A 24,064-nucleotide genomic window follows, 5' to 3' on the forward strand; every position below is an offset into this window, starting at 1 on the left:
GATGGGAGCCTATATTCTACGACGACTCCTGCTGGTGATCCCGACCCTTCTGGGCATCATGATCATCAACTTCACCCTCACCCAATTCGTGCCCGGCGGACCCATCGAACAGGTGGCCGCGCGGGTCGAAGGGGATGGCAACTCCATCGAGAAGATCTCGGGCACCGGGTCGGATGCCGGCCAAAGTGCGGCCGGGGCTGACAAGGGCAACAGCTATATCGGCGCCCGCGGCCTGCCGCCCGAGTTCGTGGCGCAACTGGAGGTGGAGTTCGGTTTTTCCCGCATCGTCTGCGATCCGTCCTTTACCGGCACGCCCAGCCTGAAAGACCCCGCCTGCCACAAAGAGCCCATCCCCGGCTGGAAGCGATTCTTCATCATGCTGGGCAATTATTGCCGGTTCGATTTCGGACAAAGCTACTTCCGCTCGACCTCGGTCGTCGGCCTGATCCTGGAAAAGATGCCGGTCTCCATCACCCTGGGCCTGTGGAGCACGCTGATCGCCTACCTGATCTCGATCCCCCTTGGCATCCGCAAGGCCGTCTCGGATGGCTCGCGCTTTGACGTCTGGACCTCTGGCATCATCATCGGGGCCTACGCCATCCCCGGCTTCCTCTTCGCGATCCTGCTTTTGGTGCTGTTCGCCGGCGGCAGCTATTTCCGTGTCTTTCCCTTGCGCGGCCTGACCTCGGAAAACTGGGCCGATCTGGGCGTCTTTGCCCAAATCAAGGACTACTTCTGGCACATCACCCTGCCGATCATCGCGTCCACCATCTCCTCATTCGCCACCCTGACTCTGCTGACGAAAAACTCCTTCCTTGATGAAATCCGCAAGCAATACGTGATGACCGCCCGCGCCAAGGGCCTGTCGGAACGCAAGGTCCTTTATGGCCACGTCTTCCGCAACGCCATGCTGATCCCGATCTCGGGCTTTCCCGGCCTGTTCATCAGCGTGTTCTTCGGCGGCTCCCTCATCATCGAAACCATCTTCTCCCTCGATGGCCTTGGCCAGCTTGGCTACAAATCCGCCGTGGAACGGGACTACCCCGTCGTCTTCGGCACGCTCTTCGCCTTTGGCCTTCTGGGCCTTGTCGTCGGCATCCTGTCAGACCTGATGTATGTCTGGACCGACCCGCGCATTGACTTCGAAAGGCGCGAGTGATGGCCATGTCCCCCCTCAACCAACGCCGCTGGCGCATCTTCCGCGCCAACAAGCGCAGCTACTGGTCGCTGATCCTGTTCAGTCTGCTGTACCTGATCTCCCTCTTCTCCGAGGTCCTCTCGAACGACCACCCCCTCTTGGTCAGCTACCAAGGCCACCTCCGCGCGCCCTTCCTGCAATTCTACTCCGAAGCCGATTACGGCGGCGATTTCCGCACGGAAGCCAACTACCGCGACCCCGTCGTGCAATGCCTGATCCGCACCGGCGGCGTTCAGGATTGCTTTGACACCCCCGAAGACATCCTGAAAACGGTGGACGCAGGCACCTACAAGGCTGACGGCTACCAGCCCGGCTGGATCCTCTGGCCCCCCATCCCCTACAGCTACAACACGGTCAACGACGTTCACGGTGCCGCGCCCTCCCCCCCCGACCGTGACCACTGGCTGGGCACCGACGACACCGCCCGCGATGTCCTTGCCCGCGTCCTCTACGGTTTCCGCCTGTCGGTCAGCTTCGGCTTGATCGTCACCTTCCTGACCTCCGTCATCGGCATCCTTGCGGGCGCGATCCAGGGCTATTTCGGCGGCCTGACAGACCTGATCTTCCAACGCGTGATAGAGATCTGGTCCTCCACCCCTACCCTCTACGTCATCATCATCATCTCCGCCGTCTGGACGATGAACTTCTGGCTCCTCACCTTCCTCATGGTCCTGTTCGGCTGGATGGGGCTTGTCGGCCTCGTCCGGGCCGAATTCCTGAGGGCCCGCAACTTCGAATACGTCCGCGCCGCCAAGGCGTTAGGCGTCAGCGACTTCTCCATCATCCTGCGCCACGTCCTGCCCAACGCCACCGTGGCCACTATGACCATGATGCCCTTCATCCTCTCCGGCACCATCGGCTCCCTGACTGCGCTCGACTTCCTCGGCTTCGGCCTCCCCCCCAGCGCCCCAAGCCTCGGCGAACTCACCCAGCAGGCCAAGCAAAACCTGCAAGCCCCTTGGCTCGCCTTCACCGCCTTCATCACCTTCTCCCTGATGCTCAGCCTGTTGGTCTTCATCTCCGAAGGCGTCCGCTCTGCCTTCGACCCGCGAAAGACCTTCAAATGAGCCTTCTGTCCGTCGAGAACCTCAACGTCCGTTTCCGCCAGGACGGCCAACTGATCCACGCCGTCAAAGGCGTCTCCTTCACGCTGGAAAAGGGCGAAACACTGGCCTTGGTTGGCGAAAGCGGCTCCGGCAAATCCGTCACCGCCCTAAGCACCGTCTCCCTCTTAGCTGACAATGCCGAGGTCACCGGGTCCATCCTCTACGCCGGTCAGCAGATGCTGAAGGCCCCCGACGCCCAACTGCAAAAGGTCCGCGGCAACGACATCAGCTTCATCTTCCAAGAGCCGATGACCTCCCTCAACCCCCTGCACACCATCGAAGCGCAGATCACCGAAAGCCTCGCCCTCCATCAGGGTCTGTCAGGCGAACCTGCCCGCGCCCGCGTCCTTGAACTCCTGCAAAAAGTCGGCATCCGCGACGCCGAAAGCCGCCTGACCGCCTACCCCCACCAGCTCTCCGGCGGCCAACGCCAGCGCATCATGATCGCCATGGCCCTCGCCAACGGCCCCGACCTCCTCATCGCCGACGAACCCACCACGGCCCTCGACGTCACCATCCAGGCTCAAATCCTCGACCTGCTCGCCGACCTCAAGCGCAGCGAAGGCCTCAGCCTCCTGTTCATCACTCACGACCTGACCATCGTCCAACGCATCGCCGACCGCGTCTGCGTCATGCAGGGCGGCGAGATCGTCGAACAAAACACCACCGCCGCCCTCTTCGCCAACCCCCAACACCCCTACACCAAGAAACTCCTCGCCGCCCACGCCACCGGCGCCCCTGACCCGGTCCCGGCCAACGCCGCAGAGGTCCTCAAAACCGAAAACCTCCGCGTCTGGTTCCCCATCACCTCCGGCTTCCTGCGCCGCACCACGGGCCACGTCAAAGCCGTCAACGACGCCAACCTGACCGTCCGCGCAGGGGAAACCCTCGGCGTGGTGGGCGAAAGCGGCTCCGGCAAAACCACTCTGGCCCTCGCCATCCTCCGCCTCATCGCCTCCGAGGGCAAAGTCCTCCTCGACGGCAAGAACATCTCCACCATCTCCAAATCCGAACTCCGCCCGCTGCGCCGTGACATGCAGGTGGTCTTTCAGGACCCCTTCGGCTCCCTCTCCCCCCGCATGACGGCCGAGGCGATCATCTCCGAAGGCCTCGGCGTCCACGGCGTCGAAAAAGGCCGCAACCCCCGCGACATGGTCTCCGAGATCATGGCCGAAGTCGGCCTGGACCCCGCCACGATGCACCGCTACCCGCACGAATTCTCCGGCGGTCAGAAGCAGCGCATCGCCATCGCCCGCGCCATGATCTTGCGCCCCCGTCTGGTCGTCCTCGACGAACCCACCTCAGCCCTCGACATGACCGTTCAGGTGCAAATCGTCGACCTGCTGCGCGACCTGCAACGCAAACACGGCCTCGCCTACGTCTTCATTTCCCATGACCTGCGCGTCGTCCGCGCCCTGTCCCACAAGGTGATGGTCATGCGAAACGGCGACGTCATCGAATCCGGCCCCGCCGAAACCCTGTTTGCCAATCCGCAAGAAGACTATACCAAGGCCTTGCTGAACGCCGCTTTTGGGCCCCCTTCATGAAAATCCTCTTCGTCCATCAGAATTTCCCCGGCCAATTCCTTTACCTTGCCCCCGAATTGAAAAAGCGCGGCCACGACTGCCTTGCCCTGACGGACATCGTCAACAACCGCGACAGCGCCGTCCCCGTCCTGAAATACAAGCACGAAGCGCAGGCCCCCGACCCCGCAGCCACCCGCCTCGGCCGCAACTACATCCAGATGAGCGACCGCGGCGTCACCGTCGCCCGCGCCGCCCTGCACCTGCGTCAGCAGCGCGGCTACATCCCGGACGTGATCTTCGGCCATTCCGGCTGGGGCGAGACCCTGTTCCTGAAAGAGGTCTGGCCCGAAGCCAAGCTGCTGATCTACGCCGAGTTCTACTACCGTGGCCGTGGCGCCGATGTCGGCTTCGATCCTGAATTCTCCAAGCCCAATTTCGATCAGGTCATCATCGCGCAAGGCCGCGCCTGCCACCTCGGCCAAGCCCTCTTGCACGCCGATGCCGGCCTTTCCCCCACCGAATGGCAAGCCTCCACCTACCCGCCCGCGCTGCGCCGGATGATCGAGGTGATCCATGATGGCGTCAACACCACCACAATGGCCCCGCAACCCCTCGCCCGCTTCACCCTGCCCACCGGCCAGATCCTGACCCCGCAGGACGAGGTGCTGACCTTCGTCAACCGCAACCTCGAACCCTATCGCGGCTACCACATCTTCATGCGCGCCCTGCCCGAAGTCCTCAAGGCGCGCCCCAACGCGCAAGTGGTGATCGTCGGCGGTGACGAGGTCAGCTATGGCGCCGCCCCGAAAGATGCCAAAGGCTGGAAAGACACCATCCTGAACGAGGTGAAAGACCGCCTCGACCTCTCCCGCGTCCATTTCATGGGCAAGGTCCCCTACGACCAGTTCACCGCCCTGATGCAGGTCTCCACCGCCCACGCCTACCTGACCTACCCCTTCGTTCTCAGCTGGTCGATGATCGAAGCGATGAGTGCGGGCGCCCATGTCATAGGCTCCGCCACGCCCCCGGTCCAAGAGGTCATCCAGAACGGCGTCAACGGCACCCTCGTCGATTTCTTCGATGTCAAAGGCTGGAGCGCCAAATTGACCGAGGCCCTCGCCGACCCGGCCAAATTCCAGCCCCTCCGCCAAGCCGCCCGCCAAACCGCCCTGGACCGCTACGACCAGACGATCCTCCTGCCCAAAATGGTCGAGTTCGTCGAGCGCCACGGCCCCAAACTCTAACTGCCCCCCATTTGCTCTTTTCCCAAATACTCCCCCCGGAGGGCCTTGACCCAAGCCGGTTGGCGCTTGCGCCAGAGGCGAGATAAAAACAGCGCGCGGAACGCGCTCCTTTCGGCAACCGATGCCAAAGGCGCCACCCGTGCAAGGGTGTGAAATTCCTAACAAATGCTTAACGCAAACCCGTGAAACTTCACGAATTCAACAACTTACCAAACATTGCACGCGTGCAATCCCCGTATAAATCCCGCCTCAGATCGCCGCCGAATGCTTGGCCTTGCCCTGATCATAGGCATCAAACCCCCGCGCAATCATCCGCGCCAAGGGCCGCCCCTGCGGCAGAATGGTCAGCGCCGTCGCATCCAGCGTCACCACGCCCGGGAAAGCCTCCGCCACCGCGACCAGCATCGCATCAACCTTTTCGGCCTCTATCCCGAACTCGGCCAATTCCGCCCGCTGAACCCGGAAGTCGCACATCAAGGCCTCGATGATCCGCCCGCGCAAGCGATCCTCGCCGACGAACGCATGCCCCCGATGGGTCGAGAAATGCCCGTCCCGGATCGCATGGGTATGCTCTGACGTGCCCGAAGCATTCTGGGCAAACCCCTGCGGGAACTTCGAGATCGACGAGGCCCCCAGCCCCACCAAAGTCTGCGCCGTATCGTCGGTGTAGCCTTGAAAATTCCGCCGCAGATGCCCGGTCTTGGCCGCGATCGCCATGCCATCGGTTGGCTTGGCAAAGTGGTCGATGCCGATTTCATCGTAGCCATCCGCCACGAACAGTTCCTTGGCGACCTCGTACAGGTCCAGCCGCTCTTCCGGCGTCGGCATCGCGTCCGAGGGGATCATCTGCTGCCGCCGGCTCATCCACGGCACGTGGGCGTAGCCGTACAAGGCCACCCGGTCCGGCGAGAAGGACAACAGTTTCTGCACCGAATCCGCAATCCGCGCCTTGGTCTGATGCGGCAGGCCGAACAGGATGTCGGCGTTCAGGCTGGTGACGCCCCGCGCGCGGATCATCTCCACCACATCTCGCGTCAGTTCAAAGCTTTGCTCGCGCCCGATGATCTTCTGAATCTCAGGATCAAAGTCCTGCACACCGATCGAGGCGCGGTTCATCCCCGCCCCCGTCAAGGCATCCAGACGCGCGGCGTCCACCTCGTTCGGGTCAATCTCGACCGAGAACTCCGCCCCCTGCGCCAGGGGCGCCACCTCCAGAATCGCCCCCGCCAGATCGCGAATCAGCCCCGGTTGCAGCAAGGTCGGCGTCCCGCCCCCCCAGTGCAGGCGCGACAGGGTCACGCCTTTGGGCAGATGCCGCGCCAAAAGTGCAATCTCGCTGTGCAGCATCTTGGCATAGGCAATCACCGGATCGTCCGAACTCGTCCCCTGCGTGCGGCACGCGCAGAACCAGCACAAGCGGCGGCAAAACGGCACGTGTAGGTATAAAGATATGGAGGAATGGGCCGGAATGGCCTCGATCCACGATGTGAAGGTCACCGGCCCGACCCCTCCGGCGAACTGCGGAGCGGTGGGGTAGGACGTGTACCGAGGCACGCGTGCGTCGAAAAGCCCGAAGGCGGCGAGTTGCGAATGAGTGTTCATGGGGTTACGCTGACCCACGCTTCATGCGATTGCCTTGATCAGGATCAAATGAAAGGCCCGGCATGTCACTTCATGCGCTGAAACTTGCTCCTCAGGATTGCGGCGATTGCCCGATCCGCCACCGTGCCGTTTGCGCGCGCTGTGACGGTCCGGAATTGGCCAAGCTGGAAGAGATGAAATACTACCGCAGCTTCGAAGCGGGCCAGAATGTGGTCTGGTCCGGCGACCGGATGGATTTCGTGGCTTCGGTCGTGTCTGGGATCGCCTCGCTGACCCAGACGATGGAGGATGGCCGCCGCCAGATGGTGGGTCTGTTGCTGCCGTCCGATTTCGTCGGCCGTCCGGGCCGGGCCGTGGCACCCTATGACGTGACGGCCACCACCGATCTGGTCATGTGCTGCTTTCGCCGCAAACCATTCGAAGAGATGATGGCCGTCACCCCCCATGTCGCCCAACGTCTGCTGGAGATGACGCTGGACGAGTTGGATGCCGCCCGGGAATGGATGCTGCTTCTGGGCCGCAAGACCGCGCGTGAGAAGATCGCCTCCCTGCTGTCGATCCTCGCCCGCCGCGATGTGGGTCTCAAGCAGAAGGCCGCCAAGGGTCCGATCAGCTTTGACTTGCCGCTGACGCGCGAAGAGATGGCCGATTATCTAGGCCTGACCCTGGAAACCGTCAGCCGCCAGATGAACGCGCTGAAGCGCGACGGCGTGGTGGAGCTGGAGGAAAAGCGCCGCATCGTGGTGCCGAACTTCGACCGCCTGACCGAGGAAACCGGCGACGACGCCGATGGCGGCTTCCTGTCGTAAGGCTTTCCCGCTAAACGGGGGCCATGCAAGACGACGATACGCCAGCCCGCTTCCCCCTCCGCTCGCACGGGCGTCTGTCCGCACAGGCCAGCACGAAACCGCGTGACCTAATGGAAGAGGTGCGGGTCAAAGGCGCCTTCACCGTCAAGATCATCACCCTCTTCCCCGAGGCCTTCCCCGGCACCCTCGGCCTCTCTCTCACCGGCAAGGCGCTGGACCTTGGCCTGTGGCGGATCGTCCCCATCGCGCTCCGCCCCTTCGGCGAGGGCAAGCACCGCAACGTCGACGACACCCCCGCCGGCGGCGGCGCCGGCATGGTCCTGCGCGCCGATGTCCTCGACAAGGCCCTGACCGAGGCCGCGCACGGCGCCAACCCCGACCGCCTGAAATGGCCGCTCATCTACCTGTCGCCGCGTGGCAAACCCTTCGATCAGGGGATGGCCCGCCGCTTCGCCGCCTGCGAAGGGATTACCATGATCTGCGGCCGCTTCGAAGGCATCGACCAGCGCGTCATCGACCACCACCAGATCGAAGAGGTCAGCTTGGGTGACTTCGTCCTGACCGGGGGCGAAATCGCTGCCCAAGCCATGCTGGACGCCACCGTGCGCCTGCTGCCCAACGTGCTGGGCAATCAGGCTTCCACCGAGGAAGAAAGCTTCTCCGACGGCCTCCTCGAACACCCGCAATACACCAAACCCGCCGAGTGGAACGGCCTGCCGATCCCCGAGGTCCTGCAATCCGGCCACCACGCCGAAATCGCCAAATGGCGCAAGGCACAGGCCGAGGAGTTGACGAAGGTCCGCAGGCCGGACCTGTGGCAAGCCTATATGCGGCGCAAGGGGTAGGGTGCGTGATCTCACGCACCTGACACAGCCCGCTACCGCCCGTCGGGTTTTGGCGACCCCCAAACACTTGACCGCAGCGCTACCCTCCCCTATACGCCCGCTGTCCGGGGCAGTCTGCCCATCGGGCGCGATTCCTTTTGGCCTTCTCGCGGACCTTCTTCGATCCGCGTGGCTGACGGGAGCCGACAGATAAAGCAGGCCCCATCTCTGGCGGGGTTACCGCAAGGTAGCGACCCGGTTGAAGACCAAGAGCTCTGGTGCGGCATCACCTCTGCGGAACACCGCAGGTAAACGGAGACAGGCATGAACCTGATCGCAATCCTCGAAGCCGAGCAGATCGCTGCGCTTGGCAAGAATATCCCGGACTTCAAAGCCGGCGATACCGTGAAAGTCGGCTACAAAGTGACCGAAGGTACGCGTTCGCGCGTGCAGAACTACGAAGGCGTCGTGATCGGCCGCAAGGGCGGCGCGACCATCTCGGCCTCGTTCACGGTCCGCAAGATTTCGTTCGGCGAAGGCGTTGAACGCGTTTTCCCGCTGTATTCCACCAACGTCGACTCGATCGAGGTTGTGCGCCGTGGCCGCGTCCGTCGCGCCAAGCTGTACTACCTGCGTGACCGTCGCGGCAAATCCGCCCGGATCGTGGAAGACACCAACTACAAAGCCAAGTCGGAATAAGGAGAGAGAGCATGAAAAAAGGCATTCACCCCGACTACCACCTGATCACCGTCAAGATGACCGATGGTTCGCTGTTCACCACCAAGTCCACCTGGGGCAAAGAGGGCGACCAAATGGCGCTCGACATCGACCCGCTGGCGCACCCGGCCTGGACCGGCCAGTCGGCCCGTCTGATGGACACCGGCGGCCGCGTGTCGAAGTTCAAGAACAAGTACGCCGGGCTGACCCTGTGATCTTGAAAAGGCGCTCCCTCGGGGGCGCCTTTTGTTTTCTGGCGCTGGCGCTGGTGTTGGGCCTCGCCCTGACGCAGCCCGCGCAGGCGGACATCTTCGCGCGCCTCAGCGGCACCTTTGGCGTGCCGGACCTTGCGGATGAGGCCTGTGCGGTCAACCCGGTCTTTTCAACCTTCTCGCCAGACCGAAAGCGCGTGACCTTTGCTTGGGAAAAGCCGGTTGCGAGCTATATGGGTGCCATGATCACCTCGTTCGGCGGCAAAGTGGTGGCAGTCGGCCCGGACAGCGTCACCATGCTTCGCAACGATGAGACCCGCCTTGGGCCCGATGGCCGGAAGGTCCTGTGGATCATGCGCTTCGTGCCAAACCCCGAGGGATACTGCTGGACGCGCGCGGACTGGACGGATGGCCAATGCCTGCCGCAAGTGCGCTGCGGTGCGCAACCCAACAGCTGACCCTCACGCCTTTGTGAGTGCGTTGCCGGGACCTTTCAGGCATCATCGCGCCATGATCCGCCTCAGCACCCTGTTCCTCCTCGCCAGCCTGACCGCCGCTTCGGCGCAGGATATTCTGGACACCCTGCGCGGCCAGTACGGCAGCGCCACCGATCCAGCCACCTCGTGCGCCGCCGATCCGCATAACCTTGATTTCATGGCACAGCCGCCGCATGCTCTGTTCAGCTGGGCGCAGCCTTGGACCGACACAGACGGCAATACGATCAGCGATGAACGCTATGACATGCTCAGCGTCACCGACAACAGCCTGATCTTGCGGCTGGAGGGTGACACCCGCACCACCGCCACCGGCGACCATCCGATCTGGATCCTGCGCCCGACGACCCAGCCCGAGGGCTATTGCTGGGGCCGCACCGACTGGCCCTCGGTGCATTGCGAAAACCAGCAGGTGCGTTGCGACAAGGCGACCTCCTGACGCTCCGATCTTTCTGCGAAAAATCCACTGTGCAACACCTGCCCGGCAAGGTGATCCCGGTCCGCCATGCAGCCTTCCCTATCGGCCATCCGCCGCTTATAGGAGGCAAAAAGCTTGGGAGTGCTGGAATGGCGCATATCATCGTTGTCGGCAACGAAAAGGGCGGCTCGGGCAAATCAACCACGTCAATGCATGTGGCGACAGCGCTGTGCCGCATGGGCTTTCGTGTCGGCGCCCTTGACCTTGACCTGCGCCAGAAAAGCTTCGGCCGCTATATCGAAAACCGTCTGGCCTACCTGGAACGCGCCGGCCTGAAGCTGCCCTCGCCCGATTACCACGACCTGCCCGAGATTGATGCGGCTTTGCTGCAGCCCGGGGAAAACGCCTTCGACCGCCGGTTGTCAGAGGCGGTTTCGGCGCTGGAACCGGTGTCCGATTTCATCATCATCGACTGCCCCGGCAGCCACACCCGCCTAAGCCAGGTGGCGCATTCGCTGGCAGACACGCTGATCACGCCGATGAACGACAGTTTTGTGGACTTCGACCTGCTGGCCCACATCGACGCCGAGACGGGCAAGGTCAAAGGCCCCTCGATCTATTCCGAAATGGTGTGGAACGCGCGTCAGCTGCGGGCGCAGGCGGGCCTCAAGCCGATCGACTGGATTGTGCTGCGCAACCGTCTTGGGGCACAGCAGATGATCAACAAGAAGAAGGTTGGCACGGCGCTGGAAGAATTGTCGCGTCGCATCGGGTTTCGGGTGGTCCCCGGCTTTTCCGAGCGCGTGATCTTCCGCGAACTCTTCCCGCGCGGGTTGACGGTCATGGACCTCAAGGACACCGGCGTGGATCAGTTGAACCTGTCCAACATCGCCGCCCGTCAGGAGGTCCGCGACCTGATCCGCGCGCTCAAGCTTCCAGCGATTGAGCAAAGCCCCGAAACAATGCTTGCCTGACCTGACGGCGGCTTTCGCGCATGTTGATCCGCTCAAGCCGCATCGAGAAGGCGTCGGCGATTTCTGACTTGGGGGTGTACAACCCGAACTTGGCAAGAAGCGATTTCCCGATCTTCATGGCAGCCTCCTGAGTGACGCGATAGGGTTAATTTCCGCGCCAAGCGCGGCAGGAAAGTGGCCAAGGCAGGGTGGATTGGCGGATTGTGGCGGCAGGCTGGAAACGGTCGGTTTCCAGTTTGGCGCCAATCACAGGCGCTTGATCCGCGGTCGCGCCCATGGCACCCCTTTGCCCAGAGGTGCCCCATGCCAAACCCGCTTTACGACGCGCTGTTCGCCCCGCTTGCAACCCGTGACAGCCGGCTTCTGATCCTGCCCGATGGGTCCGAGGTCACCGGCAGCGCCTTCCACGGCCTGATCGCCCGCGCGGCCAACGCCTTGCGCGCCCATGGTGTGCAGCCCGGTGACCGCGTTGCCGTGCAAATCGCCAAATCGCCGGAAGCTTTGGCCATCTATGCCGCCACTGTCGCGATCGGGGCGGTCTTCCTGCCACTGAACACGGCCTATACGCCGCCTGAAGTCGCCTATTTCCTCGACAACGCAACCCCGCGCCTGTTCCTGTGCGAACCTGCCAAGGCCGCCTCGCTTGCCGCCGTGGCCAGCCAGACCACGTTGAAAACGCTCGACGCCAAGGCCGGAGGCAGCTTCGGCGCAGATCTATCCGCCGCCGCTGCCGGGTTTGCGCCGGAAGACCGCGCGCCATCCGACCTTGCCGCGATCCTTTACACATCGGGCACCACGGGCCGTTCCAAGGGCGCGATGCTGACCCATGCCAACCTGTTGTCGAACGCCCGCACCCTCGCCGACCTGTGGCGCTTTACCGCGTCGGATGTGCTGCTGCATGCCCTGCCGATCTTCCACACGCACGGCCTGTTCGTCGCCTCCAACGTCAGCCTGCTGACCGGTGGGCAGATGATCTTCCTGCCCGGCTTTGAACTTGAAACCATGCTGCGCCTGTTGCCCAAGGCCACCGCCCTGATGGGCGTTCCGACCTTCTACACCCGGCTGCTGGACGATGCGCGCTTTGACCGCGCCCTGACCGCTCACATGCGCCTGTTCGTATCAGGCTCTGCCCCCTTGCTGGCCGAAACCCACCGCCAGTTCGAAGACCGCACCGGCCACCGCATTCTGGAACGCTACGGGATGACGGAAACCAACATGAACACGTCCAACCCCTATGACGGCGAACGCCGCGCAGGAACCGTGGGCTTCCCCCTGCCCGGGGTCGAGTTGCGCATCATGGCCGAGGGACATGAGGTTGCGCAGGGCGAGGTGGGCGTCATCGAAGTGCGCGGCCCGAACGTCTTTGCCGGCTACTGGCAAATGCCCGAAAAGACCCGGGAGGAATTGCGCGACGATGGCTGGTTCATCACCGGCGATCTGGGCCAGCGGGATGCCGGCGGCTATGTGCAGATCGTGGGGCGGGCGAAGGATCTGGTCATCTCGGGCGGCTTCAACATCTATCCGATCGAAATCGAGATGGTGCTGGACGAAGCGCCCGGCGTCCTGGAAAGCGCGGTCATCGGCCTGCCCCATCCGGACTTCGGCGAGGCGGTATTTGCCGTGCTGGTGGCGCAGAAGGGTGAGACAGTGGACACGTCCGCCGTTCTGGAAGGGTTGCGCGATAAGCTGGCCCGCTTCAAGCAACCAAAAGCGGCCGTCGTCCTGCCGGAACTGCCACGCAACACCATGGGCAAGGTGCAGAAGGCAGAGTTGCGCAAGACCTATGCCGATTGGTTCAGGATCTGACCAAAGCGGGGGCCAGCCCCCGCACCCCCGGGATATTTGGACCTGAATGAAGAGGGTCAGTCGGTGTCGTCATCCTTGAGTTCACCCTCGAGGAAGCGTTCAAAATCGTCGAGATCCACCGGATCAAACTGCCCGAAGCCCTGCATCCAGACCGACGCGGCGCGCAGGGCGTCAGGTTCCAGCTTGCACCATTTCACCCTTCCCCGCTTTTCCTGGCTGATCAGCCCGGCATCGGCGAGGATCGACAGGTGCTTGGAAATCGCGGCCAGCGACATCTGGAAGGGTTCGGCCACATCCGTCACCGCCATGTCATCCTCCAGCAGCATTGACAGGATCGCCCGGCGGGTCGGGTCGGCGAGGGCGGCAAAGGCAAGGTCCAGATCGGTGGTCATGTGCGCAGTATCGGGGCGGCCCGGAGCAAGGTCAACCGGTTGGTTGAATATGTCCGGCGGCCAAAATCGCCCGGCGGCCACAAACACAGTCGGACTTGGCGATTTGCAAAGACATTTAAAATCAACACATTAAACCGGATTAACCGCCAATTATCCTTGCTTGACTCGGAAGCCCCCTCTCCCTAGAGATGCGGCGACTGTGCAGAGGTGTGATGAAGCAGGATTCTGACCCCGAACGTTTGGCTGCGCTGGAGAAGCGCATCGAAAAGCTGAGGGGCAAGGATCCGGTCAAGCGCGCTGACACAGGCGTGGTTTTCTCGCAAGGCGAGGTGGCCTGGAGGATGGTGGTCGAGCTGGTGACGGGCATGGTCCTGGGGCTGGCGATTGGCTACGGGCTGGATGTTCTGTTCGGAACGCGCCCGCTCCTTCTGATCATCTTTGCCTTGCTGGGCTTCGGCGCTGGCATCCGGGTGATGCTGGGCACGGCGAAGCAGATGGCAAAAGACGCGGCAAAGTCCGCGACAGACGAGAGGGATTGAACGTGGCAGAACAAGGGCTTGTGATCGACCCGATGCACCAGTTCCAGATTGTCCCGCTGTTTGGCGGCGACAAACTGACGTGGTACACCCCCACCAACCAGACCCTCTGGCTGGGGATCGCCGTTCTGGTGATTTCGCTCTTGATGATCGTGGGCTCCTCGCGGCGCGCCGTCATTCCGGGCCGCACCCAATCGATCACCGAGCTTCTTTACACCTTCATCCACAACATGGTGGAAGAAGTAACCGGCCATGAAGGGGCAAAGTTCTTCCCCTATCTGATGGTGATCTTCACCTTCATCGTGACCTCGAACCTGCTGGGGCTGATCCCGGGCGCGTTCGCCCCGACGTCGCACATAGCCGTTACCGCCGTTCTGGCGCTGATGGTGTTCCTGACCGTCACGCTGGTCGGGTTCTACAAAAAGGGCATCGGCTTTCTGGGCATGTTCTGGGTCTCCTCGGCACCTCTAGTTCTGCGTCCGATCCTCGCCCTGATCGAGATGATCTCGTACTTCGTTCGTCCCCTGTCGCACTCCATTCGTCTGGGCGGCAACATCATGGCCGGTCACGCCGTGATGAAAGTGTTCGCGGGTTTCGCGGGCGTCATGGGGATTGCCTCCATCGTTCCGATTGCGGCAATTGCCGCGATCTACGGTCTCGAACTGCTGGTTGCTGTCGTGCAGGCTTACGTCTTCACGATCCTGACCTGCGTCTATCTGCGCGACGCCGTTGGCGAAGCCCACCACTAATCAACCTTATAACCTGAACTCTGAAGGAGCTTTCCAATGACTGGCGATCTCGTACAATTCGCGCTCATGGGCAAATACATCGGCGCTGGCCTGGCCACCATCGGTCTCGGCGGCGCTGGCATCGGCGTGGGCACCATTGCGGGCAACTTCCTGTCCGGCGCCCTGCGCAACCCCTCGGCCGCTCCGGGTCAGATGGCCAACCTGTTCGTCGGCATCGCCTTCGCAGAAGCTCTGGGGATCTTCTCGTTCCTCATCGCCCTGCTGCTGATGTTCGCAGTCTGATCCTTTCCGGGTTAGTTCTCTGGCCGGATAGGGTAAACCCTGTCCGGCCCAGTTCCATCCACGGAGGCAGAAATGGCAACGACGGATACCGTGGCTGGTGCTGCGGGTGAGGCTTCCCAAAAGGGCATGCCGCAACTGAATTTCGCCACCTGGCCGAACCAGATCTTCTGGCTCGTGGTGGCACTGGTCATCCTCTATATCGTGCTGACCAAGATCGCGATGCCGCGCATCGCAGCCGTTCTGGCCGAGCGCAAAGGCACGATTGGCAACGATCTTGCCGCTGCGGAAGAGCTGAAATCCAAGGCCAAGGCGGCCGAGAAGGCCTATAACCTTGCACTGGAACAGGCGCGGGTTGAAGCGGCCAAGATCATCGCCGCCACCAAGGCCGAGATCCAGAAGGACCTCGACGCCGCGATGGCCGCTGCCGATGTGCAGATCGGCGCAAAGGCCGCCGAAAGCGAAAAGCGCATCGCCGAGATTCGTGCCGGTGCGGTGCAAGCCGTGGGCGAAGTGGCCCGCGACACGGCCGGCGCGTTGGTGCAGGCTTTGGGCGGAAACGCGGATGCCGGTGCCATCGAGGCGGCCGTGGCCGCCCGGTTGAAAGGGTAAGCTCATGAAGACCTTCATGCAAAAGCTGTCGACGTCAGCCGCCCTGATCCTGACCGCAGCCCCGGCTTTCGCCGCCGAGGAAGGCCCGTTCTTCTCGCTGCGCAACAACGAGTTCGTTGTGGGCATCGCCTTCATCGCCTTCATCGGCCTGTTGATCTACATGGGCGTGCCCAAAAAGGTCGGCAACCTGCTGGATGATCGCGCTCAGGGCATCAAGAACACGCTCGACGAAGCCCGCATGCTGCGCGAAGAGGCCAAGGCTCTGCTGGCATCCTACGAAGCCAAGCAGCGCGAGGTGCAGGAACAATCCGCCCGCATCGTCGCGACGGCCAAGACCGAAGCGCAAGCCGCAGCATCTCAGGCCAAGCTTGACCTGCAGGCCTCCATTGCACGCCGTCTGGCTGCGGCTGAGGAGCAGTTGGAATCAACGGTGAAAGCCGCCGAACGTGCCGTGCGCGATCAGGCGATTTCGGTGTCCGTGGCCGTGGCTGCGGACGTGCTGAAGCGTCAGATGACGGCAGACCAAGCCGCTGCCGCCATCGACGCGTCGATTGCGCAAGTGGCCGCCAAGCTGCACTGATCCACCCTACATTGACAAAAGGCCCGGAGGTTTCCTCCGGGCCTTTTGCATTTCGGGATCACAAACCTCAGCGGTTCGGACGCACCAGAATTTCGACCCGACGGTTCTGCGCACGGCCCGCATCGGTCAGGTTCGAGGCGATCGGCGCGTCCTCGCCCTTGCCATAGGTGCTGATCCGACCGGCCGGCACGCCAGAGCTGATCAGGATGCCCGCCACCGAAGAGGCACGGCGTTGCGACAGGTCCATGTTCATCGCGGCAGCGCCGACGTTGTCAGTATGACCCACGACTTCGATGGTGCTGTCCGAATAGGTGACAAGGTTCGCCGCAATCGAGCTGATCTCGCCCTGCAGATCCGGCCGCAGGGTGGCGCTGCCACTGGCGAACAGCACGTCATCGGGCAGATTGACCAGAAGGTAATCGCCCATATTGGTCACGGTCACATTGGGGTTGCCCAAGCGCGCCCGCATATCCGCCGCCTGCGCGTCAAGGCCTGCACCAATACCGCCGCCCAACAGCCCGCCGACCAGCGCGCCGCGCAGCATCGCCTGCCCATGGTTGTGATTCGAGAAGAGCCCGCTCAGCAGCGCGCCACCCACAGCGCCGGTCACGGCACCGTTTCTGGCGCGAGAGTTGGGATCCTGAAGCCGCGCCGTGCCGCTTTCACAGCCTGCAAGGCCAAGGGTCGCGATCACCGAAAGGGTTACAAAGGGTTTGAAGTTCATGTTTGTGCTGCCTCGATATGATTGGGCCGTCGTTCCGACCCTGACGCCTGTTATACCACTGCAGCGGGCGTGGTCACAGACAGCCCCGGCGCTGCGCGGCTTTCAGCCCATCACAACACCGTCAAGCGGCGGCATCCTTCCGCGCTGCCTCCCAGGCCAGGATCGCCCGCTTGACCGGCAAGCCCCAGTGATAACCGCCCAAGCCCCCCGATTTCCGCAAAGCCCGGTGGCAGGGAATCAGCAGGCTGATCGGATTGCGTCCTACGGCCGTGCCCACCGCCCGCACCGCCTTGGGCAGACCAACGGCTCCGGCCAGTTCCGAATAGGTCGTGACTTGACCCGAAGGGATGCGCAGCAAAGCCTCCCACACCTTGATCTGGAACGGGGCGCCGATCAGATACAGCGGCGCCGCAGCGCCCCCCAGCGCGGACAGAACCCAAGGCCGCAGCATCATCGGGTCCTCGACAAAACGGGCACGCGGCCAGCGTCTTACCAAGTCTTCCAGCGCCGCGGCTTCCCCCATATCCGCGGCAAATCCCATGCCACACAGGCCACGCTCGGTTCCCATGACAATCGCCGGACCAAAGGGGCTGTCAAACCACCCCCAATAGATCGTCAGCCCCTCCCCCCCCTTGGCATAATCCCCCGGCGACATCGCCTCCCAGGTCAGGAACAGATCATGCAGGCGCGACGGCCCCGAAAGCCCGGTGGCCAGCGCCGTCTCCAGCACGGTGAACCGCTCGGCCAGCAGCCCCTTGGCATGGTCCAGCGTCAGATACTGCTGATACCGCTTGGGCGACACACCGACCCAGGCCGAGAAGACCCGCTGAAAATGCGCCGCACTCATCCCCATCCGGCGCGCCAAAGCCTCCAACGTCAGGCCCGGCCCCGCCTCGTCAATCTCGCGCAATGCCCGCGCAATCACCGCATAGTGGTAAGATTCTTCGCTCATGCTCGCCTCCCTATGCCCAACCTAAGGTCGAATGCCCCCCGAAAACACCCGAAACCTGCGCAAATGCTTGCCCCAAGGCCCGCGCCAAGGCATATCGCCCCCATGACCGCACAACTGCCCTATGCCACGCTGCAGCGCATCTTTCAGACCTTTCAGGCCGTGAACCCCACGCCCGAGGGCGAGCTTCACCACACCAACGCCTTCACCCTTCTGGTGGCCGTAGCACTTTCCGCCCAGGCCACCGATGTGGGCGTGAACAAGGCCACCAAGGCGCTGTTCCAGATCGCCGATACGCCGCAAAAGATGCTGGCCTTGGGCGAAGAGGCCCTGATCGACCATATCAAGACCATCGGGCTTTATCGCAACAAGGCGAAAAACGTCATTCGCCTGTCCCAGATGCTGCTGGACGACTACGACGGCCAGGTCCCGTCCTCTCGCGCCGCCCTGCAGCGCCTGCCGGGCGTGGGCCGCAAGACGGCCAATGTGGTGCTGAACATGTGGTTCCACCACCCCGCCCAGGCCGTTGACACCCATCTTTACCGCGTCGGAAACCGCACCGGCATCGCCCCGGGAAAAGACGAACTGGCGGTCGAACGCGCCATCGAAGACAACATTCCCGTCGAATTCCAGAAACACGCCCACCATTGGCTGATCCTGCACGGCCGCTACATCTGCACCGCCCGCTCCCCCAAATGCGGCATCTGCCTGATCCGCGACTTCTGTCTGTTTGAGGATAAATCATGAAGAAATTCCACGTCGTCGGCATCGGCAATGCCATCGTCGATGTCTTCTCCGCCGCTGACGATACCTTCCTTGAACTGATGGGCATCCAGAAGGGCATCATGCAACTGGTCGAGAAAGACCGGGGCGAGATGCTCTACGGTTCCATGAAAGACCGCGTGCAAGCGCCCGGAGGCTCCGTCGCCAACACCCTCGCAGGCTTGGGCAATCTCGGCCTCACCACCGCCTTCATCGGCCGCGTCCATGACGACGCGCTGGGGCGGTTCTACGCGGCCCATATGGCCGAAAACGGCACTGATTTCGTGAACCCGCCGGTGCCAGGCGGTGAACTTCCCACCTCCCGCTCGATGATCTTCGTGGCGCCGGATGGCGAGCGGAGCATGAACACCTATCTTGGCATCTCCTCCGAACTCGGGCCGCAAGACGTCTCGGATGACGTTGCCGGTGCCACTCAATTGCTCTTCCTCGAAGGCTATCTCTACGACAAGCCCAAGGGCAAACAAGCGTTCGAACGCGCCGCCAAGCTCTGCCAGGCCTCGGGCGGCAAGGCCGGCATCGCCCTGTCCGACCCTTTCTGCGTCGACCGCCACCGCGATGACTTCCGCCGTCTGGTCAAAGACCTCGACTACGTGATCGGCAACGAACACGAATGGTCTTCGCTCTACCAGACCGACCTCTCCTCCGCCTTGGAGCAAGCCTCCCGGGACGCTGGCATGATCGCCTGCACCCGTTCGGGCCACGAGGTCATCATCTGTCGCGGTGACGAACAGGCCGTGGTCTCCGTTCACCGCATCGTCCCGGTCGATGCCACCGGCGCCGGCGACCAGTTCGCCGCAGGTTTTCTCTACGGCATCGCCACCGGCCAAAGCCTGTTCACTTGCGGCCGCATGGGATGCGTTGCCGCCGCCGAGGTCATCTCGCACTACGGTGCCCGCCCCGAAGCCGACCTCAAAGCCCTGTTCCGCAAGGAAGGCCTCATCTGACGCCGCCCCGGCCCGGCCCATGGCCGGGCCGGGGGCCGGACAAGCGCCCTATTCGCCCAGTTTGGCGTGCACTTCGTCCAGATCGACCTCTGCCAGCGGCATCTTGTTGGCCGGGTTATCGAAGTCATATCGGAACAGCTGGAAATCCCGCTTGTAGATTTCCCACATCAGGTGGCGCGACAGGTCGTCGAAATAGTTTTCGACCGGATGCGCCCGCTTCGGCCCGTGACCCTCGCTCTCGTTGAAGCGCGGGATGGTTTTCAGGTCGATGGCATGGCGCGGCTTCATCTTCGCCACCACTTCGGCCATGCCTTGGTCAAACTTTTCGGTGAAGATGATCCGGTTGTACCGCCCGCCATTCACGATGAAGGTCGAGATATGGCCCGCCATCGCGGACCAGTGAATGTCCGGCTCCATCGGCTTCTTGAAGCGAATGGTATCCCGGGCGAACAGCAGAAAGCGGCGGAAGGCGGCGATCTGGTCGAACTCTTGCTTGCCATCGTCACCGCCCACCTCGACGCCGTATTTCTGCACCAGCATCGGCACCATGTTGCCGCGATAGCGCTTGCCGTTGCGTTGGATGCCGCAGACCTTGTCAAAGAAGCTGGACAGAATCCGGGTGTAGGGGTTGCGGACACAGGTGAAAGCATAGGTCTTGCGCGCCTTCACGACCCTTTCAATCACCGGCTGGCTCGCCTCCAGCGCCCATTTGTGCAGGCCCGTGGTCGCATCATGGATGTCGCCATCGAAGAACCTGCCATGATCGGCGTAGAACATGATCTGGCCGATGGTCGAGCAGGCGCATTTCGGCACCACGCGGTACACGACGCTTTCACTTTCGGTCATCCAGGTGCCGGGAAAACCCATATGGTGCAGCCTCCTTGGCGGTTTGCCACCTTTTGGCGCAGAACCATGGAAATTCTAGGGCGAAAAGAGCAAAGAAACCCTGTCATTTCAATCCACGATAAAGGTATTTAGGGCAACACAGGCAAAGACGACCGCACGGCCCGACCTCCGGATTGTTTCCCATATGGCAAAGATCGCCTACATCCTGCTGTGTCACAAGGATCCCGAAGGGATCATCGCCCAGGCCGAGCGGCTGACGGCGGCGGGGGACTACATTGCGATCCACTTTGACGCCCGCGCCCGCCGTGACGATTATGACCGCATCCGCGCCGCCCTGGTCGCCAATCCTGCGGTGACCTTCGCCGCCAAACGGGCCAAATGCGGCTGGGGAGAGTGGAGCCTTGTGCAAGCCACCCTCAACGCCGTCGCCTCGGCAGTCGAGGCATTCCCCCGCGCCACGCATTTCTACATGCTGTCAGGCGATTGCATGCCAATCAAGACGGCGGAATATGCCCATGATTTTCTGGATGCCACCGACTGCGACTATATCGAAAGCTTCGATTTCCTGACCTCGGACTGGATCAAGACCGGCATCCGCGAAGAACGTCTGATCTATCGCCACTGGTTCAACGAACGCACCCAGAAGCGGCTGTTCTACACCGCGCTGGACTGGCAGAAGCGGCTGAAGCTGTCGCGCAAGGTGCCGCATGATCTGCAGATGATGATCGGCAGCCAGTGGTGGTGCCTGCGCCGCCGCACGGTCGAGATGGTCTTGACCTTCTGCAAGGCGCGGGGCGACGTGATGCGCTTTTTCCGCACCACCTGGATTCCCGACGAGACCTTCTTTCAGACCCTTGTCCGCCATCTTGTCCCTGAACATCAGATCAAGACCCGCACCCTGACCTTCCTGATGTTCACCGACTATGGCCTGCCGGTGTCGTTCTACAACGATCATTATGACCTGCTGCTCAGCCAGGATTACCTTTTTGCCCGCAAGATCAGCCCCGACGCCAAGGTCCTGAAAGAACGGTTGGGCAAACTTTACGCCGCCAGGGGCGTCAGGTTCGGCATCTCGAACGAGGGGCGCACGCTGTTCAACTTCCTCGTGGGGCGGGGCCGCATCGGCCGCCGCTTCGCCCCCCGTTTCTGGGAGACGGAAAGCTCGATCGGGCGCGACCGCACCCTGCTGATCGTCACCTGCAAGAAATGGCACGTCGCCAAGCGTCTGGTTGACCGGATCCGTCAGGTCACCAACCTGCCGGCGGTGGACTATGTCTTCAACGAGGCGTCTACACCGCTGCCTGATCTGGGCGGCATCCAAACCACGCTGGAAAAACGCACCCGCCACCGACGGGCGCTGGTGCGGATGCTGTTCGATTACTGGCAAAGCGATGTGCTGGTGATCTGCATCGACCCGGCCAACACCGACCTGATGCAGGATTTCTACAATGACAAGGCCACGGTCCGCCTGCTGGAAATCGAATGCGAGTTCACGGATGACTATCTGATCGGCCATGCCAAGCGCGTCGGCCTTGCCGCCGACCACACCCCGCGTGAGGTGATCGACCGCCTGCTGCCGACCATCCGCTTTGACGTGCGCTTTGAATCCGATCGAATCCGCGACGCTGCCTTCAGCGGCTTTCACCAGTTGCGCCAAAGCGCCTCGGTTGATGAAAATGCCATGCCTCTGGCGGAATTCCTTGATATTGCTCCGCAACAGGCGCGCGAGATTGCGGCAACCCATTACCTATTCGTGGACTGATCCGATGGCTTACACCTACGACCCGACCAACATCTTTGCCCGCATCCTGCGCGGCGAGATTCCCAACAAGACCGTGCTGGAAACCGCCCACACGCTGGCCTTCCACGACATCCATCCGCAGGCGCCGATCCATGTGCTGGTGATCCCCAAGGGCCCCTACGTCACCTTTGACCATTTCGCCGCCGAGGCAAGTTCCGAGGAGCTGACCGATTTTCACCGGACCGCAGCCTCGGTCTGCGCCATGGTGGGCGCCACCGAAGGCGGCTACCGCGCCATCACCAACGCCGGCGCCAATGGCCTGCAGGAAGTACCGCACTACCACCTGCACATTCTGGGAGGCAAGGTCATGGGCCGGATGCTGGGCCACTAGGCCGCCCAGCTGGCTGACCTGACAGCATCGGCAGACAACCGCCTTATTCTGCAAGCCCGCCCTCAGACCAGCGCAATTTTTCGTGCGCACTGCTCTGTGCAACGAATCGAACGCGATAATCCGGCTACGCCCCGGTCAGCGCACCCGTGTCGGGTCGCGCCGAGGAGTACTCAACCATGAAACTGATTCTCGCAGCCGTCTTCGCCCTGCTCGCCGCCCCCGTGTTTGCCGCCGATCCGGCCACCGTGACCTGCAAGGACATGATGGCCATGGATGCCAAGGGCATGGCAGACACGGGCACCGCGCTCAAAGGTGCCATGAAGGACGATGCCAAAGTCGCCGCGATGGCCGACGTTGATGTCACAACCGCCGCTGGCGCGGCCTGCACCGCCCATCCGGAAGGCACCGTGATGGAAGCCATGAAGACCTCGATGATGGCCACCGATCCGGGCACCCTGACCTGCAAGGACATGCTGGCGATGGGACCCGACGCGATGCTGGCAGCCGGCATCTCGATGAAGATCGTTCTGAAGGATGATGCTTCCATCATGGCCATGTCGGATGCTGATGTGTCCAAGGCCGCTGGCGTTTCCTGCACCGCCCACCCGGATGTGCTGGTCGTTGACGCCCTGAAGATGAAATAAGCTGCGAAGGCGCCCGGCCTCCCGGGCGCGTTCAGACTGGATGGCGTTGCCGTGCAACGCCATCCCTTCGGTCCGCTGCGATCAGGGCGCCGGATTGCCCTCTGCCGCCAGAATGGCGCTCAGACCCTCGCGGTAGGTCGGATACAGCAGCGATACGCCCAGCACCGACTTGATCCGATCATTCCGCACACGTTTGTTTTCCGCATAGAACGACCGCGCCATCGGCGACATCTCGGCCTCTTCGTAGGGCACCATCGGTGGTTCGGGCAGGTTCAGCAGGGTCGCGGCCAAGCCCAGAATATCCTCGGGGCTGGCCGGATCGTCATCGCAGACGTTGTAAATGCCCGGATGCGGGCGCGCGATCGCCGCCTGCAGCACATTGGCGATATCCTCGACATGGATGCGGGAAAACACCTGACCCGGCTTGTGAATACGCCGGGCTGATCCGTCGCGCACCTTCTCGAACGGGCCGCGCCCCGGCCCGTAGATGCCCGCCAACCGGAAGATGTGCAAAGGCAGGCCAAGCGCCGCCCAATCCGCCTCGGCCCGGGCGCGCGCAGCACCCCGCGCCGTGGTGGGGGCCAATGGTGTCGTCTCATCCACCCAGTCGCCATTGTGGTGGCCATAGACGGCCGTGGTGGAGAGATACCCCACCCAGTCCAGCGACGCGGCCGCAATCTCGGCTCCCATGGCAGCCAGCACCGGATCCGCCTCACCCGGCGCGACCGAGGTCAGCAGATGCGTCGCCTGCGCCAGCGCCGGGCGAAGATCTGCCCCGGGCCAGACCAGCGCCTCCACCCCCGTGGCGCGCAGGGCGGCGGCCCCGGCTTCGCTGCGCGTGGTGCCGATGATCCGCCAACCCAAAGGCAGAAGCCTGCGGGCCAGCGCCTGCGCCGAATAGCCATGGCCGATGGAAAGAAGCGTTTTCATGGCCCTTTTATCCCCTTGCCCGCGCAGACCTGCA

29 protein-coding genes are annotated in these 24,064 nt (G+C 62.8%); 22 read left to right on the forward strand and 7 right to left on the reverse strand.

Annotation, left to right across the window (positions count from 1 at the left end):
- Position 1: 1 nt before the first annotated feature.
- Genes AC1Y2B_RS08010 through AC1Y2B_RS08025 form a run of 4 tightly spaced genes read left to right on the forward strand, consistent with a single transcriptional unit; the run spans position 2 to position 5,074 of the window.
- Positions 2-1,159 (forward strand): microcin C ABC transporter permease YejB, encoded by a 1,158-nt coding sequence (locus AC1Y2B_RS08010; RefSeq protein WP_482252632.1) that lies wholly within the window; start codon positions 2-4, stop codon positions 1,157-1,159.
- Positions 1,159-2,265 carry an ABC transporter permease gene (locus AC1Y2B_RS08015; RefSeq protein WP_482252550.1) on the forward strand — a complete coding sequence of 369 codons (1,107 nt, stop codon included), beginning with the start codon at positions 1,159-1,161 and terminating at the stop codon, positions 2,263-2,265. Before AC1Y2B_RS08010 ends, AC1Y2B_RS08015 begins: the two co-directional genes overlap by 1 nt.
- A complete protein-coding gene (locus AC1Y2B_RS08020) occupies positions 2,262-3,851 on the forward strand; it encodes an ABC transporter ATP-binding protein (protein WP_482252551.1) in 1,590 nt (529 codons plus the stop codon). The genes AC1Y2B_RS08015 and AC1Y2B_RS08020 overlap by 4 nt, the downstream gene beginning before the upstream one ends.
- On the forward strand, positions 3,848-5,074 hold the full coding sequence (locus AC1Y2B_RS08025) for a glycosyltransferase (RefSeq protein WP_482252552.1): 1,227 nt from the start codon (positions 3,848-3,850) through the stop codon (positions 5,072-5,074). Before AC1Y2B_RS08020 ends, AC1Y2B_RS08025 begins: the two co-directional genes overlap by 4 nt.
- A gap of 249 nt (positions 5,075-5,323) precedes the next feature.
- Here the strand turns inward: AC1Y2B_RS08025 and hemN are convergent, their stop codons facing one another.
- The gene (gene hemN / locus AC1Y2B_RS08030) at positions 5,324-6,676 is read right to left on the reverse strand and encodes an oxygen-independent coproporphyrinogen III oxidase (protein ID WP_482252553.1); all 1,353 of its coding nucleotides are present in this window, start codon (positions 6,674-6,676) and stop codon (positions 5,324-5,326) included.
- Positions 6,677-6,738: 62 nt separating this feature from the next.
- Here hemN and fnrL point away from each other — a divergent pair, with 62 nt between their 5' ends.
- The 7 genes from fnrL to AC1Y2B_RS08065 all read left to right on the forward strand — a co-directional run bounded on the left by fnrL (position 6,739) and on the right by AC1Y2B_RS08065 (position 11,124).
- The gene (fnrL, locus tag AC1Y2B_RS08035; RefSeq protein ID WP_482252554.1) at positions 6,739-7,485 is read left to right on the forward strand and encodes a transcriptional regulator FnrL; all 747 of its coding nucleotides are present in this window, start codon (positions 6,739-6,741) and stop codon (positions 7,483-7,485) included.
- Positions 7,486-7,508: 23 nt separating this feature from the next.
- Entirely contained in the window at positions 7,509-8,330 is an 822-nt protein-coding gene (gene trmD, locus AC1Y2B_RS08040; RefSeq protein WP_482252555.1) for a tRNA (guanosine(37)-N1)-methyltransferase TrmD, read from the forward strand.
- A gap of 303 nt (positions 8,331-8,633) precedes the next feature.
- Complete coding sequence (rplS, locus tag AC1Y2B_RS08045) at positions 8,634-9,008, forward strand: 50S ribosomal protein L19 (RefSeq protein ID WP_482252556.1); 375 nt, start codon at positions 8,634-8,636, stop codon at positions 9,006-9,008.
- An 11-nt stretch (positions 9,009-9,019) separates the two neighbouring features.
- The gene (rpmE, locus tag AC1Y2B_RS08050) at positions 9,020-9,241 is read left to right on the forward strand and encodes a 50S ribosomal protein L31 (protein ID WP_482252557.1); all 222 of its coding nucleotides are present in this window, start codon (positions 9,020-9,022) and stop codon (positions 9,239-9,241) included.
- The gene (locus tag AC1Y2B_RS08055) at positions 9,238-9,696 is read left to right on the forward strand and encodes a hypothetical protein (RefSeq protein ID WP_482252558.1); all 459 of its coding nucleotides are present in this window, start codon (positions 9,238-9,240) and stop codon (positions 9,694-9,696) included. Before rpmE ends, AC1Y2B_RS08055 begins: the two co-directional genes overlap by 4 nt.
- 52 nt (positions 9,697-9,748) lie before the next feature.
- A complete protein-coding gene (locus AC1Y2B_RS08060) occupies positions 9,749-10,171 on the forward strand; it encodes a hypothetical protein (RefSeq protein WP_482252559.1) in 423 nt (140 codons plus the stop codon).
- Between the two features lie 128 nt (positions 10,172-10,299).
- Entirely contained in the window at positions 10,300-11,124 is an 825-nt protein-coding gene (locus AC1Y2B_RS08065; RefSeq protein WP_482252560.1) for a division plane positioning ATPase MipZ, read from the forward strand.
- Here the strand turns inward: AC1Y2B_RS08065 and AC1Y2B_RS08070 are convergent.
- Positions 11,078-11,242, reverse strand: a complete 165-nt coding sequence (locus AC1Y2B_RS08070) for a hypothetical protein (RefSeq protein ID WP_482252561.1) — start codon at positions 11,240-11,242, stop codon at positions 11,078-11,080. The genes AC1Y2B_RS08065 and AC1Y2B_RS08070 overlap by 47 nt on opposite strands.
- A gap of 185 nt (positions 11,243-11,427) precedes the next feature.
- On the opposite strand from AC1Y2B_RS08070, the gene AC1Y2B_RS08075 reads away from it, so the two are divergent.
- Positions 11,428-12,930, forward strand: coding sequence for a malonate--CoA ligase (locus AC1Y2B_RS08075; protein ID WP_482252562.1), 1,503 nt, complete (start codon positions 11,428-11,430; stop codon positions 12,928-12,930).
- A 56-nt stretch (positions 12,931-12,986) separates the two neighbouring features.
- On the opposite strand, the gene AC1Y2B_RS08080 is transcribed toward AC1Y2B_RS08075, so the two are convergent.
- Entirely contained in the window at positions 12,987-13,322 is a 336-nt protein-coding gene (locus AC1Y2B_RS08080; protein WP_482252563.1) for an ArsR/SmtB family transcription factor, read from the reverse strand.
- A 212-nt stretch (positions 13,323-13,534) separates the two neighbouring features.
- Here AC1Y2B_RS08080 and AC1Y2B_RS08085 point away from each other — a divergent pair, with 212 nt between their 5' ends.
- The 5 genes from AC1Y2B_RS08085 to AC1Y2B_RS08105 all read left to right on the forward strand — a co-directional run bounded on the left by AC1Y2B_RS08085 (position 13,535) and on the right by AC1Y2B_RS08105 (position 16,078).
- Positions 13,535-13,861, forward strand: a complete 327-nt coding sequence (locus AC1Y2B_RS08085; protein ID WP_482252564.1) for an AtpZ/AtpI family protein — start codon at positions 13,535-13,537, stop codon at positions 13,859-13,861.
- A gap of 2 nt (positions 13,862-13,863) precedes the next feature.
- Positions 13,864-14,607 (forward strand): F0F1 ATP synthase subunit A, encoded by a 744-nt coding sequence (locus tag AC1Y2B_RS08090; RefSeq protein ID WP_482252565.1) that lies wholly within the window; start codon positions 13,864-13,866, stop codon positions 14,605-14,607.
- Positions 14,608-14,643: 36 nt separating this feature from the next.
- Positions 14,644-14,889 carry a F0F1 ATP synthase subunit C gene (locus tag AC1Y2B_RS08095; RefSeq protein ID WP_482252566.1) on the forward strand — a complete coding sequence of 82 codons (246 nt, stop codon included), beginning with the start codon at positions 14,644-14,646 and terminating at the stop codon, positions 14,887-14,889.
- Positions 14,890-14,961: 72 nt separating this feature from the next.
- On the forward strand, positions 14,962-15,498 hold the full coding sequence (locus AC1Y2B_RS08100) for a F0F1 ATP synthase subunit B' (protein WP_482252567.1): 537 nt from the start codon (positions 14,962-14,964) through the stop codon (positions 15,496-15,498).
- A 16-nt stretch (positions 15,499-15,514) separates the two neighbouring features.
- Positions 15,515-16,078, forward strand: coding sequence for a F0F1 ATP synthase subunit B family protein (locus AC1Y2B_RS08105; RefSeq protein WP_482252633.1), 564 nt, complete (start codon positions 15,515-15,517; stop codon positions 16,076-16,078).
- A gap of 67 nt (positions 16,079-16,145) precedes the next feature.
- On the opposite strand, the gene AC1Y2B_RS08110 is transcribed toward AC1Y2B_RS08105, so the two are convergent.
- Together AC1Y2B_RS08110 and AC1Y2B_RS08115 are read right to left on the reverse strand one after the other, a co-directional pair.
- Complete coding sequence (locus AC1Y2B_RS08110; protein ID WP_482252568.1) at positions 16,146-16,802, reverse strand: YiaD family glycine zipper/OmpA-like lipoprotein; 657 nt, start codon at positions 16,800-16,802, stop codon at positions 16,146-16,148.
- 121 nt (positions 16,803-16,923) lie between these two features.
- Positions 16,924-17,754 carry a methylated-DNA--[protein]-cysteine S-methyltransferase gene (locus AC1Y2B_RS08115; RefSeq protein ID WP_482252569.1) on the reverse strand — a complete coding sequence of 277 codons (831 nt, stop codon included), beginning with the start codon at positions 17,752-17,754 and terminating at the stop codon, positions 16,924-16,926.
- Between the two features lie 102 nt (positions 17,755-17,856).
- Between AC1Y2B_RS08115 and nth the strand changes: the two genes are divergently transcribed.
- Positions 17,857-18,498 (forward strand): endonuclease III, encoded by a 642-nt coding sequence (gene nth / locus AC1Y2B_RS08120; protein WP_482252570.1) that lies wholly within the window; start codon positions 17,857-17,859, stop codon positions 18,496-18,498.
- Positions 18,495-19,478 (forward strand): adenosine kinase, encoded by a 984-nt coding sequence (locus AC1Y2B_RS08125; RefSeq protein ID WP_482252571.1) that lies wholly within the window; start codon positions 18,495-18,497, stop codon positions 19,476-19,478. The genes nth and AC1Y2B_RS08125 overlap by 4 nt, the downstream gene beginning before the upstream one ends.
- 48 nt (positions 19,479-19,526) lie before the next feature.
- Here the strand turns inward: AC1Y2B_RS08125 and AC1Y2B_RS08130 are convergent, their stop codons facing one another.
- Complete coding sequence (locus tag AC1Y2B_RS08130; protein ID WP_482252572.1) at positions 19,527-20,345, reverse strand: sulfotransferase family protein; 819 nt, start codon at positions 20,343-20,345, stop codon at positions 19,527-19,529.
- Positions 20,346-20,508: 163 nt separating this feature from the next.
- On the opposite strand from AC1Y2B_RS08130, the gene AC1Y2B_RS08135 reads away from it, so the two are divergent.
- The 3 genes from AC1Y2B_RS08135 (at position 20,509) to AC1Y2B_RS08145 (ending at position 23,100) form a co-directional block, all read left to right on the forward strand.
- Positions 20,509-22,086, forward strand: coding sequence for a DUF5928 domain-containing protein (locus AC1Y2B_RS08135; RefSeq protein ID WP_482252573.1), 1,578 nt, complete (start codon positions 20,509-20,511; stop codon positions 22,084-22,086).
- Positions 22,087-22,090: 4 nt separating this feature from the next.
- Positions 22,091-22,456, forward strand: coding sequence for a histidine triad nucleotide-binding protein (locus AC1Y2B_RS08140; protein WP_482252574.1), 366 nt, complete (start codon positions 22,091-22,093; stop codon positions 22,454-22,456).
- A 176-nt stretch (positions 22,457-22,632) separates the two neighbouring features.
- A complete protein-coding gene (locus AC1Y2B_RS08145; protein WP_482252575.1) occupies positions 22,633-23,100 on the forward strand; it encodes a hypothetical protein in 468 nt (155 codons plus the stop codon).
- Positions 23,101-23,181: 81 nt separating this feature from the next.
- Here the strand turns inward: AC1Y2B_RS08145 and AC1Y2B_RS08150 are convergent, their stop codons facing one another.
- Positions 23,182-24,030: an SDR family oxidoreductase gene (locus AC1Y2B_RS08150; RefSeq protein ID WP_482252576.1), complete on the reverse strand. Its 849-nt coding sequence runs from the start codon at positions 24,028-24,030 to the stop codon at positions 23,182-23,184.
- Positions 24,031-24,064 lie beyond the last annotated feature (34 nt).

Source organism: Stagnihabitans sp. (assembly GCF_964946895.1).